This is a genomic window from Frankia sp. CgJB1, from assembly GCF_977947065.1.
Genome location: NZ_CDWTNB010000122.1, coordinates 1 through 12247 on the forward strand (window position 1 = coordinate 1; position 12247 = coordinate 12247).

At 70.0% G+C, this 12247-nt stretch carries 16 protein-coding genes; 6 read left to right on the forward strand and 10 right to left on the reverse strand.

Translation table 11 applies throughout. The features are described 5' to 3' along the window. Both AC08OT_RS14120 and AC08OT_RS14125 read right to left on the reverse strand, forming a co-directional pair. A partial coding sequence (locus AC08OT_RS14120) for a TIR domain-containing protein (RefSeq protein WP_476602898.1) occupies positions 1-639 on the reverse strand: 639 nt, incomplete at its 3' end. A 286-nt stretch (positions 640-925) separates the two neighbouring features. After that, on the reverse strand, positions 926-1144 hold the full coding sequence (locus AC08OT_RS14125; RefSeq protein ID WP_462186578.1) for a hypothetical protein: 219 nt from the start codon (positions 1142-1144) through the stop codon (positions 926-928). A 326-nt stretch (positions 1145-1470) separates the two neighbouring features. Between AC08OT_RS14125 and AC08OT_RS14130 the strand changes: the two genes are divergently transcribed. Next, the gene (locus AC08OT_RS14130; RefSeq protein ID WP_476594680.1) at positions 1471-2046 is read left to right on the forward strand and encodes a TerD family protein; all 576 of its coding nucleotides are present in this window, start codon (positions 1471-1473) and stop codon (positions 2044-2046) included. Between the two features lie 132 nt (positions 2047-2178). Here AC08OT_RS14130 and AC08OT_RS14135 read toward each other — a convergent pair whose 3' ends face one another. Further along, on the reverse strand, positions 2179-2835 hold the full coding sequence (locus AC08OT_RS14135; protein WP_476594681.1) for a DsbA family protein: 657 nt from the start codon (positions 2833-2835) through the stop codon (positions 2179-2181). 488 nt (positions 2836-3323) lie between these two features. On the opposite strand from AC08OT_RS14135, the gene AC08OT_RS14140 reads away from it, so the two are divergent. Together AC08OT_RS14140 and AC08OT_RS14145 are read left to right on the forward strand one after the other, a co-directional pair. Continuing rightward, entirely contained in the window at positions 3324-4184 is an 861-nt protein-coding gene (locus tag AC08OT_RS14140; protein WP_476602899.1) for a WD40 repeat domain-containing protein, read from the forward strand. Positions 4185-4206: 22 nt separating this feature from the next. After that, positions 4207-4428: a WD40 repeat domain-containing protein gene (locus tag AC08OT_RS14145; protein WP_476602900.1), complete on the forward strand. Its 222-nt coding sequence runs from the start codon at positions 4207-4209 to the stop codon at positions 4426-4428. Between the two features lie 51 nt (positions 4429-4479). Here the strand turns inward: AC08OT_RS14145 and AC08OT_RS14150 are convergent, their stop codons facing one another. Beyond that, positions 4480-4854 (reverse strand): YkvA family protein, encoded by a 375-nt coding sequence (locus AC08OT_RS14150; RefSeq protein WP_476592637.1) that lies wholly within the window; start codon positions 4852-4854, stop codon positions 4480-4482. A gap of 218 nt (positions 4855-5072) precedes the next feature. On the opposite strand from AC08OT_RS14150, the gene AC08OT_RS14155 reads away from it, so the two are divergent. Continuing rightward, complete coding sequence (locus AC08OT_RS14155; protein WP_476592636.1) at positions 5073-5948, forward strand: metallophosphoesterase family protein; 876 nt, start codon at positions 5073-5075, stop codon at positions 5946-5948. A 140-nt stretch (positions 5949-6088) separates the two neighbouring features. Next, entirely contained in the window at positions 6089-6844 is a 756-nt protein-coding gene (locus AC08OT_RS14160; RefSeq protein WP_476592641.1) for a 4'-phosphopantetheinyl transferase family protein, read from the forward strand. A gap of 95 nt (positions 6845-6939) precedes the next feature. Here AC08OT_RS14160 and AC08OT_RS14165 read toward each other — a convergent pair whose 3' ends face one another. Further along, positions 6940-7206 (reverse strand): hypothetical protein, encoded by a 267-nt coding sequence (locus AC08OT_RS14165; protein WP_476592635.1) that lies wholly within the window; start codon positions 7204-7206, stop codon positions 6940-6942. Between AC08OT_RS14165 and AC08OT_RS14170 the strand changes: the two genes are divergently transcribed. Further along, entirely contained in the window at positions 7205-7558 is a 354-nt protein-coding gene (locus tag AC08OT_RS14170; protein WP_476592634.1) for a DUF6204 family protein, read from the forward strand. The two genes, AC08OT_RS14165 and AC08OT_RS14170, sit on opposite strands and share 2 nt — an antisense overlap. Positions 7559-7777: 219 nt before the next feature. Here the strand turns inward: AC08OT_RS14170 and AC08OT_RS14175 are convergent, their stop codons facing one another. The 5 genes from AC08OT_RS14175 to AC08OT_RS14195 all read right to left on the reverse strand — a co-directional run. Beyond that, positions 7778-8902: an arginine deiminase family protein gene (locus AC08OT_RS14175; protein ID WP_476595414.1), complete on the reverse strand. Its 1125-nt coding sequence runs from the start codon at positions 8900-8902 to the stop codon at positions 7778-7780. Between the two features lie 397 nt (positions 8903-9299). Next, the gene (locus AC08OT_RS14180; RefSeq protein WP_476592632.1) at positions 9300-9725 is read right to left on the reverse strand and encodes a hypothetical protein; all 426 of its coding nucleotides are present in this window, start codon (positions 9723-9725) and stop codon (positions 9300-9302) included. Further along, the gene (locus AC08OT_RS14185) at positions 9691-10581 is read right to left on the reverse strand and encodes an ATP-grasp domain-containing protein (protein WP_476595415.1); all 891 of its coding nucleotides are present in this window, start codon (positions 10579-10581) and stop codon (positions 9691-9693) included. The genes AC08OT_RS14180 and AC08OT_RS14185 overlap by 35 nt, the downstream gene beginning before the upstream one ends. Positions 10582-11255: 674 nt before the next feature. Next, complete coding sequence (locus AC08OT_RS14190; protein WP_476592630.1) at positions 11256-11705, reverse strand: DUF456 domain-containing protein; 450 nt, start codon at positions 11703-11705, stop codon at positions 11256-11258. Positions 11706-11737: 32 nt separating this feature from the next. Next, the coding region (locus AC08OT_RS14195; protein WP_476602901.1) for a helix-turn-helix transcriptional regulator at positions 11738-12247 on the reverse strand (510 nt) is incomplete at its 5' end.

The following is a 12247-nucleotide window of genomic DNA, read 5'->3' on the forward strand; positions in this document are numbered from 1 at the left end:
CGGCATTGAGGCCACCGGAAGGAAGGGGGGCATCGCTTCCGGCGGGTCCCCGGACGAGCCGGGGTGGGAGCCGAAGGCCGCGGCGGCGCGGCGCACCGCGAGGTCGGGCACCGGGTCCAGGGTGATTTGCTGGGCCGCGACGATCCGCGCCGCGAACATACGGACGAACCAGTAGTATCCGCCCGCCCCGAGCAGCATCTTGCGCATCATCCAGAGCAGGCCGCGCTGGCGGTAGGTGTCGGGGAGTCCCGCGCTCGCGTCCGCGAGATCCTTCGTCGCGATCGCCGGGACGGGATCCTGCACCGGACGCCACAGCACCCGGATGAAACCATCCTCCAGCCTGGTCGTACCGGCCTTGCTGAAATTTTCGATGCGCGAGTGGAAGACCTCCCACTCGCGCCCGCACCAGGCGTCCCTGAAAAAGGGATCGGAACAGAGCGCCACCATCACGCGGGTTCCACCGGCGCCGGCGGCCAGGGCCAGGTCGGCGTCCATGCCGGGACGCGGGCGGGTGTCCAGGATTCCGCCCACCGCGGAGCCAACCTGAACCCGCAGCTCGTACTCGAGATCGGCGTGAAAGCGCTGCACCCAGCGCCGATCCTCATCTGCCGCATAGGAGATGAAGAAGTAGTTCTTCATCGGGTACCCTCAAAATCCAGCACCATGCGCCCCCGAACCTACCGTCACCCAGCGGACGGTGGCATCAGACGCTATCAGCCGACCGACGGCATGGCGATAGCCGTCCGCCCGGTTTCCTCAATGATCGTTCAACAACGATCGTCCAACATGGATGTGGCGGGAACAGGCCGGTCCATCGAGTACGTCCCGCGTCCCGCGGACGTCTACCGCCGGTCACCGGATGCCCCGGGCGGAACTTTCTGCTTTCCGTCAGGTTTCCGTCGGCGCGTTTTCCCGGCGACCTCCCTCAGCGCACCTCCCAGTGCTCGGGTTCGAGCCGGAGCCAACGATCAATCTCCGCTCGCCACCAGATCCGGGTCCCGCCCCAGGTGGCGGTGCGATTTACCACCGCAGCCGGGCTCGGCGCGGCCGGATCGACCCGGAGCCGATGGTCGACCGCCTGGCGGGTCAGACCCAGCGCCCGAGCGATGTCGCCGGACCCGACAAGCAGCGGTAGTCGATCCACGGTTGCCGACGTTAGCCAATTCGGGCCGGCCGATGCCGCCGGTGGCCGCGGCCGTCCCCGGCCACGATCCCGGAGACTGCGTAACGATGCCGACGCCAATCGGTCGGTGACCATTCCTCCCCAGTAGGCTACCGGTCGTCGGACACCCGTCGCCGCTCGCGACCAGCGGTCTCGACCGGTACCGGTCGGTACTGATCGGTACTGATCAAGACACTCTCCTGGATGCGCGCACCAGCGACACACGCATGTGCTTGGGTAGTCACGTATCGCGAACATCATGCTGGCCGGGGCCGCCGGGCCAGAGAGTGTCGTGGGATCGGAGAACCGTGGGCATTGACGTCGTCAAGGGTGGAATCGTCGCGCTCACCGGAGCCACCGGCGGACTGACGCACATCACCGTCGGCCTCGGCTGGGATCCGAATGCTCCCGGATCGGAGGAGTTCGACCTGGACGCGAGCGCCATTGCCCTGCAGGCGGACGGGCGAGCCCCCAACCGCAGCTATTTCATCTACTACAACAACCTCAGCAGTCCGCGCGGCGAGATCGTGCACCGCAGTGACAACCTCACCGGTGAGGGTGCGGGCGACGACGAACAGATCGAGGTGCGTCTCAACCTGCTGTCCAGTGCGATAACGCGCATCGTCTTCCCGGTCAGCATCCACAACGCCGACTATCGACACCAGAGTTTCGGCAACGTGACCGGCGCCTATATCCGGGTCATCAACGCGTCGACCGATGACGAACTGGTGCGGTACGACCTCACCACCGCCGCCGCGCGGGATACCTCGATGTTGTTCGGTGAACTCTACCGGGATCAGGACGGCTGGCGCTTCCGGGCACTCGGCCAGGGTGGGGTCAACGGCCTGGCGGCGATCGCCCGCGGCTACGGCCTGGACGTCTGACACGGCCTGGGCATCTCACACGGCTTGAACGTCTGACACCGCCGGGCGCCGGCAGGGGGGATGGCGGGCGGCGCGGGCGCCATCCCCGTCGCCGTGGATGTATACCGGGACGGACCGAACCGGCGTGGAAGATCAGCGTGGGATGGACGTGTGCTTGAACTCGTTCAGCTCGGGCCAACCGGTCACCAGGTCGACGATGCGCTCCACCGCACGGATGGAACCCGCTGGGTCGGCACCGAGCGGCGCACGGCTCATCAGCCGGACGAACACGGCCTGGTCACCGGCGACCCAGGTCGGCACGCCCCAAACGGTATGCGAGGCGACGTACTGCTCGTGCTCGGCGCGGACCTTGTCGAGGGCGCCATCGTCAACCCGGGCGAGCACCTCGTCGGCGGGCAGCCCCACCCCCGCGAGCGTCTCCCGGATGACTGTACGGTCCTCCAGGTGACGGCCCTCGTCGTGACGCGCCGCGAACAGTGCCCGGTGCGCGGCGGGGAACAGATCCGGATATTCGTCGCGGACGACGACGCCAGCCCGCAGGGCGAGGATCCCGGAGTCCTGCTCGGGCTTCTCCCAGACGGTGGGTTGTCCCTCCTCCACGTGCGCCTGCCCCAGCGAGAACGGGAGAAAGGTGACGTTCCAGTCGGCACCGGCCGCGAGACCAATCAAAACGTGTTCATGTGCGTTGCGGGCGAACGGGCAACGGTAATCCCAGGTAATCGCGAAGGTGACAGAATTCATGTCGCGGGCAACACCCGGGCCGTCCCCGGTGTTCCAGCCGAGATGCACGGCTGTTCAGGCGCTCCGTTGCCGCCTGCTCCGACGGCTTTCCATCGCGGCTCTCATCGCAGCTGTCCGTGGCCGCTATCCATAGCGGGCGGACCCAGCTTCCACGCTACCAGGCTGATCGGTTACTTTCCGTATCATGATGGGGGTTGAAGTGGCGTTGTGGGGACTGTTCGGCGGCTTCGCTGTCGAAGGTCTCGATCTCTACACCACGGTCCGCCGACGGGGCCGGTGGCCCTGGCAAACCGGGAAATCCCAGGAAGCGGGCCCCTGGGCCTACCTGGTTGCCGAACTGGTCCGTCTCGCCATCGGCGCCGGCCTGGCTGCGGCCGCCGGCGCCTCGGGCCAGGTCGACACCGCCTTCGCCGCCCTCGCGGTCGGGGTTGCCGCCCCCTGGTCGTGGAGCGCCTCGCCCGCGCCGTCCCCCTCGATCCCAGGACAGCCGCCGCGACAGAGCCGGCCGTATCGAACCCCCAGACAGGAGGCTGACCATGCGCGCCGACTCGTTCGCCGGTCAGGTCCTCGCCGTCCTGTCCCGTCGCACGCCTGCCTTCACCCTTCCCGAGGACGAACCGCAGACCTTCCCGGACCGTGCTCGCGCCCTGCTCCTGCGCACGACGACCAAGGTCCCAACCGGTCACGCCGCGACAGTCGAGCCCACCCGAGGGAGCCCGGCACCCCCCAATCCTGAAACGATCAACCTTTCGGACAGCGTCCGGCCCGCCGCATCCCCCGCCCGCCGTCCGGTCCCTGATCATCGCAGGCAGGTGCACCGCACGGCCGCCGCGGTTCTCGCCGTTCTCGCCGTTCTCGTGGCCGCCGGGGTCGGTTCTCTCGCCGTCCGCGAGGGCGATCCGCAGCCGATCACCCCTGGCGGGACGGCCCACCTACTCGGCGCCCCGTTGACCGGCCGCACCGGCGCCGTGACGTCCGTGGCGTTCAGCCCGGACAGGGGCACCCTCGCGGCCGCCGGCGTCGACGGGACGGTCCAGCTGTGGGACGTCACCAACCCGGCCACCCCTCGTCAGCTCGACCCCCTGCTCACCGACCGCACCGGCGCCGTGACGTCCGTGGCGTTCAGCCCGAACGGGGGCACCCTTGCCACCGCCGGGGATGACGGAACGGTGCGACTGTGGAACGTCACCGACCCGACCAGCTCGTACCAGCTCCACCCGCTGCTCCCCGGCTACCCCGGCGCCGTGGCATCGGTGGCGTTCAGCCCCGACGGACGGACCCTCGCGACCGGCGGGGCAGCATTCCGACGGAATACGGCTGTGGGACGTCACCGACCTGACCAGCCCCCACCAGCTCGGCACACCGTTCGGCATATCGCTCGACGGATCCGCCCCTAAGCTCCCGCCCGCCGTGCTCTCGGTGGTTTTCAGTCCGGACGGACGCACCCTCGCCATCGACGTCCCCGGCGCATGGGTGCAGCTGTGGGACGTCACCCACCCCGCCCGACCCCGCGAGCTCGGCCGGCTACAGGTCTCCGCCGACCGCGCCAAAAGCGCGACATCGGTGGCGTTCAGCCCGGACAATCGCGTCCTCGCCACCGGCAGCGCCAACACCACGGTGCGACTCTGGCAGGTTTCCTGAGGCCCGGCCGGCGACCGGAGGAGGCGGCCTCGGTGGTCGTCCTCCCGGTCATCATCGGGGGCTACGGCGCCGAGGCGGTGTCCAAGGCGGCGGAGGCTGCCGCGGCATCGGGTGGGGCGCCCGGCTGGGTGGATCGATCCCGGCCGGGCCCAGCCCCCGCCGCGCGGCGATCAGGCCGCGCAGGTAGACCACCGCCGCGATAATCACGGTGATGTCGTCGATCAGTCCGATCGGCCCCAGCGGAATCTCCGGGACGGCGTCCACCGGGGAGATGACGTAGGCGAGGCCCGCCAGGGTCGCCACGAGGCCCCGCAGCGGCAGCCGGTACTTCCGGACGACGACCAGCGCGGCCACGGCCAGCGCCAGGATGATCACGACGAGGACCCCGAGGGCGACGAGCAGCCCGGTTCCGACGTTGTCACTCATCGCTGCCCACCACTCATCCCTGCCCACTGTCGTTCATCGCTGTCCGCTCCCGCAAGATCGGCCGGATCCGTCGGCTCATCGTGTCATCACTCGATGGATCGTCACCGATCCCTCGCGATGATCCTCGATCAGGATGCCCACCCGGCGCCATCTCGAACATCGGAACAGCATTTTCATCCGGCGGACGCGTCGGTGGCCGCGCCGGTAGGCTTCGCCCTGTGTCCCGGACGGATTCCCCGGTTTCGCCCGGGCGGCTGCTGGCCGTCAGTGACGTGCATGTCGCCTACCCCGAGAACCGGCGGATGGTGGAGGACATCGCACCCGGATCATCCGGCGACTGGCTGATCCTCGCCGGTGACGTCGCCGAGACGGTCGCCGATATCGAGACGACGTTCAAGCAGCTCAGCGGGCGTTTCGCGAAGGTTGTCTGGGTGCCGGGGAATCACGAGCTGTGGACTCCCAAGCAGGACCCGGTGCAGCTACGCGGCGAACAGCGCTACCGGCATCTCGTGGAGATCGCCCGCGGGCTGGGTGTTGTCACCCCGGAGGATCCCTATCCGGTCTGGGAGGGCACGGGCGGTCCCGTCGTCGTCGCGCCGTTGTTCGTGCTCTACGACTACACCTTTCGTCCCGCCGAAACGGCGACGAAGGAGGAGGCGCTGGCCCTGGCCCGGGAAAGCGGGATCGTGTGCACCGACGAATGGGTGCTGCACCCGGACCCGTATCCCACCATCGACGCCTGGTGCCAGGCCCGGGTCGCGCAGACCCGGACGCGCCTCGGCGACATCGATCCGACAATGCCAACGGTGCTCGTCAACCACTGGCCACTCGTCCGTCAGCCCACCGCGGTACTGCGGTACCCCACATTCGCGCTGTGGTGCGGCACCACGAGCACGGCCGACTGGCACACGCGGTTCCGGGCCAGCGCGGTCGTCTACGGTCATCTGCACATTCCCCGCACCACCTGGTACGACGACGTCCGCTTCGAGGAGGTCTCAATGGGCTACCCCCGGGAACGCGCGGCGTGGGGCAAGCCATGGTCCGGGCTACGGCAGATCCTGCCCTTCCCCGCACCGCCGGCCCGCCGGGACTGAGCGCGATGCCGGGATCGAGTTCCACGCCGGGATCGAGATTGGCGCCGGGGGCAGGCTCGGCGCCGCCGGGGGCCCCGGCTTCGACGTCAGTAACGGGTACCGGGGTAACGGGTAGCGGAGTAAAGAGGGTGGATCCGCGCCTGCTTGCGAGCCTGCTGCCCGCGGCGGCCGTCGCCGTCGAGGCATTCGAGGACGATCCCTCGGCCGTGCTGTTCCCCGAGGAGGCCGCGCTGCTGAGCCGCGCGGTCGACAAGAGGCGCCGCGAGTTCACCACCGCCCGGGTATGCGCGCATCGCGCGCTGGAGGGGCTCGGGCTTCCGGCGGCGCCGATCCTGCCCGGTTCCCGCGGCGCACCCGGCTGGCCGGACGGAGTGGTGGGAAGCATCACCCACTGCGCCGGCTACCGGGCGGCCGCGGTGGCCCGGGCGGCGGAGGTCCACACCATCGGCATCGACGCCGAGCCGAACGAACCCACACCCGGCGGGGTGCTGAAGGAGATCACCGTTCCCGCCGAGGAGGGCTGGCTCGCGGCCCTCACCCGCACCCGCCCGGCCGTCTGCTGGGACCGGCTGCTGTTCAGCGCCAAGGAGTCCGTCTACAAGGCGTGGTACCCGCTGGCGGAACGTTGGCTTGGCTTCGGAGACGCCGCCCTCGTGATCCACCCGGGCACCGCACCTATGGGCCCGCCGGCGCCGGGCCCGGCCGCCCGGGGCACCTTCATCGCGAAACTCCTGGTGGCGGGGCCGCGGCTAGCCGGCGGTGAGCTGACCGGCTTCGACGGTCGTTGGCTCTCGGCCCGCGGCCTGCTGGTCACCGCGATCACCGTGCCGCACCTGGACGGCACCCCCGTGACGACGGCATCCCCCCAGACGCACCCTGCCTATCCGGAGGGATAAATCGGGCACGAAAGGCTCTGGAAAGACAAGGAACCAGATCCTGGTCAACCGCCGCCGCACGGACCCGCCGAACGCGACGCTAGGCAGACGCGACGCTAGGCAGAGTCGTCCACGTCCACGACAATCTCCCCGCCCAGCACGAAGCCTCCGGACAGACGCAGGTCGTCACCGCTCCAGAACCGCCCCGGGTCGTACCAGTTCGGATGGCGACCGGACGGCAGCAGGCCCATCGCCTCGTAGGTAACAGCCACGACCTCGGCGCAGTACGCGGTCTCCAGCGCGTACTCGCTCATCATCCGGCGGGGACGCGGAAGCCGGCCACGCAGCCAGCGTGTCGCCAGCCGGGCCGTGGATCGAGCCATGAGCACCCGTACCTTCCGCATCACCGTCCGCGGCGCCTTCGACGGGCTGACCGATGACCAGCGCACCGAACTGCTGGCCCACGCGGCGGAACACGATATCCTGCAGGCCGCGTTCACGCCGAAGGGCAGCCTTACCTACAACATCGCCACCAGGCCCTTCTTCACCTTCCGTTTCTTGGATTCCGGCGAGACCGAGGAGGACATGGTGGCCGCGACCGACCGTGCGCGGGCGACCGCCGCAGCCTGGCTGACCGAACGCGGCTACCGCTACAAGAACCTCCGGTCGCAGGCCGAGGATCTTTCCGAGGTCCCGTTGGGTGCCCGTGGACGGCGCGCCGCCCGACAGATCTGACCGGGTCTCTGGGCGCGGGCAGCCGCGGTCGTCGCCGAGCCGCGGATCGATGCGGAGATGGTCGATGGTGTCGTAACCGTGGGCGGAGGAGGCGAAGATCGGCCCGAGCGCGAAGCCGGACGCACCGAGCCGGCGCACAGGCTTACTGCGGTCTTCGGGTCTGGGAGGCTCCCTGAGGAGCGTTCACGGCCCGTTCTGGAGGGCACGGACGGTGCGCCATCAGTGCAGCGGGACGGTGTTGAGCGCCCGGTGCAGGCTGCCGAACTGCTTGTGATGTTCATCGAACGGCACCGCGACGGTCTGGATCCCGAACCGGGACAGCACCGGTTCGGTCCAGGGCGCACTCGCCGTGGATACCAGGGCGGCCGGCTCCGGCCGGAGGACCGATTCTGATTCCGGCCGGAGGACCGATTCCGGCGGCGCGAAGGCCGGCAGGAAGAACACCCCCGCGGCGAAGGCGGCGACCATGTCCGGTGCCAGCGGACAGACGGCGAGATTGATCGTTCGCAGGGCGTCGACCAGCGTCGTCTCCCGGCCGGCGACGCCGTCGCGTTCCACCACCGCCGGGGCGTGCAGCCGATCGGCGGCGACGAGGGCGATCCCCGGGCCGAGGCCGAGCCAGGAGTTCAGATGGGGCTGGCCGTCACGCCGCAGCTCGTCGCGGACCCGCACCACGTGACCGAAGCTGGCCAGCAGATGCGGACGCAACAGCCCCCAGACTGCCGGGCTGGTCCGCCAACTGGTGCCGAGGACGGCCACATCGCCGCAGCTCACCAGATCCCCGCCTTCCAGGAACAGCGGCTCCGGGACGCGGACCTCGGCCGATCGGCCCCGCAACCCGCGCAGCACGGCCGCCATGACGACCGTCTCGCGGGCCCGGTCCCGGCGCCGCAACCGGCCGACCGCGACCGCTTCACCGAGATCGACATAATGATCACGGGGAAACATCAACCCGGCCAAGGGACGCAGGGCGTAGCTCTCGTCCGCCTGATCGGGACCGATCACGCCGCGGGCGGCGCCGGGGTCGAGCAGCAGCCGCGGCTGGCGCAGCACCACCGGCACCAGCGCCGGCGCCGACCAGTCGTGGAGCGCCTCGCGGGCGGCGGCCATTCGCAGGTCGTCCTCGGCGCTGACCGCACGGACGGCGAGCTCGATCAGGACCTCCCGGGGCAGCGCCGCGAGGATCTCGGACGGGGCACAGGGACGGGCCCCAAGGTCGGCGAGCGCCGCTCGCACCGCGGCGGACTCGGCCGCGGCCCGGACCGGGTCGTAGGACGGACGGGGTGCCAGGAACACCGACGTCTCGGCCGGCTGCACCACCGTCGGATTCTGGATGAGAACCATCGGCCCGGTCATCCGGTGACCAGGTAGCGACCGCACCGGCCCGGCACCCCCAACACCATCACCCCCAACACCGACACTCCCGCCGCGACGGCAGCACCCGCCACGGCGCACCCTCGGCCCCCATCAGCCAACGAGGAGAAAGGAACGGAAAAGCGGAACACAGCCGCGGGGAGAGCGTGAAAGCAACAGCCGCAGACAGATCGACGGCGATGTCCGTACTCGCCCGCCGGACGCCGACCCATATGCGAAGAATCATCTGTCCGATTTCTCGCTGGCGCGTTCCACCTCGGCATTATGCGACCGGGACGCGGAGCCCGGGATACCGCGGGTACGCGACGTGCCGATCGGGCAGGCGTTTACGTGTTCATAATCAGGGTGAGCGACGGCGGCAACGGAATTAGATCCGCATGACAGCCGCGCCGAACGGAGCCCCTGCTGCCGCCGCCGCCACGCGCACCAGCCCGGCGGCACGTGCCGCCGTGGCCTCGGCGTCCATCGGGGTCGAGCCGACCGCCAACACCTCGCCGATGCGGTCGCCCGACGAGCGCAGCGGCGGGATGGACGTGCCAGGGGTGACCGCCAGCGCTACCCGCCGCACCCCGGGCACCGCCCGCGCGACCTCGACGCCGTCGACCGCGTCGACCCGACCGGGCCGGGCACTCAGGAAGCGGATCGCCGCGGCGGCGCTCGCCACCGCGGCCGGCGCGGGCTGCCTCCCAGAGAGGATCTCCAGGTAGTCCGCGACCAGCGAGGTTCCGTAGGCCAGGTCGATGAGTTCGACCAGGCTGTCACCGGGGATCCGCCCGGCGCACTCGATGAGCACCGGGTCGTCCGGGCAGCGGGCGGTCAGCATCCATTCGGCGTGCAGGATGCCGTCCCGGAAGCCGATCGCCGCGATGAGACGCGTCAACGCGCGGCTCAGCACGGCGGTCCTGGCCGCGGGTCCGGGGGCCGGCACGACGTGCCCGGTCTCGACCGGGCAGCACCCGCTTCGCCGTCACGTTGACGAAGCTCGGCACGCCGTCGCGAACCAGCGCCTCCACGCTGAACTCCGCGCCGACCATCCGGCTCTCCACCAGGTAGCGCCAGTGCAACGGGCGGTTGGGAAGCGCGCCGTCGTCGAGGGCGGCAACCGTCGCCGACCAGATGGCCGCCAGGTCGAGCGGCCCGTCCTCCACCGCGTCGAGGATCTGCACGCCGAGGCTGCCGTGCCGGTTGGCGGGTTTGAGCACCACCGGGCTCTCCACCCCGAAGGCCGCGAGGTCACCCGGGCCGAAGACCTCCCTCCAGCGCGGGGTCGCGATGCCCGCCGCCGTCGCCGCCCGGCGCAGCTCGATCTTGTCTGACAGGCATCGGGCGGCCCCGACTCCCGCGCCCGGCAGGCCCAGTGCGGCCGCGGCCAAGGCCGCAGCGGGGACGCTATGCTCCAGGGCCGGGACGACGGCGGTAAAGGGTCCCCCGGTGGCCGCCGCGGCGAGCACGACGGGGAGGAAGTCCTCGCTCTGGTGGTAGGCCGCCGGGAGCAGGGCCGCCACGCAGGGCAGCTTCTCGACAGCCGGCCGCACCCGCCGCCGGTCGATCAGATCCGGGTCCTCGACGAGGGTGACACTGCCCGGCGGCAGCGCCGAACCCAGCTGGTTGAGCAACGCCTGCCCGAATCCGATCACCAGGACACGCACGGGACGGTCTCCTCTCTTGGCATCCTCCCCGCCCTCAAGGACGGGGCCTGCGCGCTACGTTTCCCGGTCACGTCGTCAGGCCTCGACCAGACCGCGGCCGCGGAACCCGGCGGCCGGATGCCTCCACACAATCCTTGACGTCGAAGGGAAGGACATCGAGGGGAAGAACGGACGCCGCATCGGCCGGTGACTCCGCGGGCGCGCCCGGTACCACTGCGGAGCCCCGGAAGAATGCGACAGAAAAAGGCACCGTGGCTTCGACCACGACCGCTCTGAACAATAGAGGAAAAAATATCGTATGAATTTCTGAGATTTTCGACAGGTTCGCCCCGGAGCACTCATCCGGAGTTCGATCCGATAGCCCGGTGAAATTCGGAGTGGAACATTCGCCGTCCACCATTGAGATCCGTCAGGAGACGTTCCATCAGCATCACTCGGACGATACTAACAGCCGCACACGACGGACGAGGTGGCAACCACGGAGCACCGGAAATGGTTACCCCTACTTAACATAGCGATCATGCAGCGGAGGACGCCGTCGGGAGACCGGCTGACCAGGCTCGGGGCCGGCCGGCTCCCCGGATCAGGGCGCGCGGACTCCCGGCCCGCACGGACTCCGGAAGACCGGAACCAGCAGCGCGCCGCCACGAGTCGTCACGCGTCGTCACGCGTCGTCAGGCAACGAACTCGCCGACCAACCAGACGAGCACCGGCGCGACGCCGGCGGCGAGCTCCACGACCACACCGACCCCGAAGGCGACAATCGCGGCCCAGGTCGTACGGCCCGCCGCTCGCGCATCCCCCAGCCGCGCCAGCTCGGCCAGGTAGATCCCGACCACTCCACCGATCAGGAGCCCGACGACCGGCACCACAAAGAAGCCGATGATCGCGCACACCGCGCCGATGGCCAGGCTGGGCCACGGCACCCCCCGACCGGCGGTAGCCCGAGCCGGCAGGACGTACTTGGTGAGCACCCCGATCACGAACAGCGCGGTCATGAGCGCCAGCACGATCCAGCGGCCGACTCCCCCACCGTCCGCGATCACCCACCACAGACCCGCGCCCCAGACCAGGACGAGGCCCGGTAGTACCGGGAGGACGACGCCAACCAGGCCGACGGCCATCACCAGAGCGACAACGAGCAGCCCGCCGGTACTTATGGCGCGACCTCCTTCACCGGCATCTCCCGATCTCCCGCGACGGTAGCGTTGCTCCCCACCGCCGCGGCAGCACTGTTCTCCGCCATATTGTTTTCCGCCATATTGTTTTCCGCCATGCGCCGACCCACCTCGGCGAAGGCGGCACGCAGTTCGGCAGGGGCGAGCACCACGACCCCGTCCGCCAAGGCACACAGTTGGCTGAGCGCCACCTGGAGCCCCTCCGTCGCGAACTCCACCTCCCGCCAGCCGTCGGCGTCAGGCGGGCCCGCCGCGGCGACGGCCTCCCGCGCGGCCAACGGATCGACGACCTGCCGCAGGCGGGTCAATGCAACCGGGGATAACCGCAGCCGACAGGTCCAACGCAGCAGGGTCCGGGCGAAGTCCTCGTTCGACGCGGCCCACCAGCGGGCGAGGTCGAAGCCGGCGGGCCGCTCGAAGGGCTCTGGCCGGACCATCGCGTGCCTCAGCCGCCCGACGCGATAGCTGCGCACGCCGGCCCGCTGACG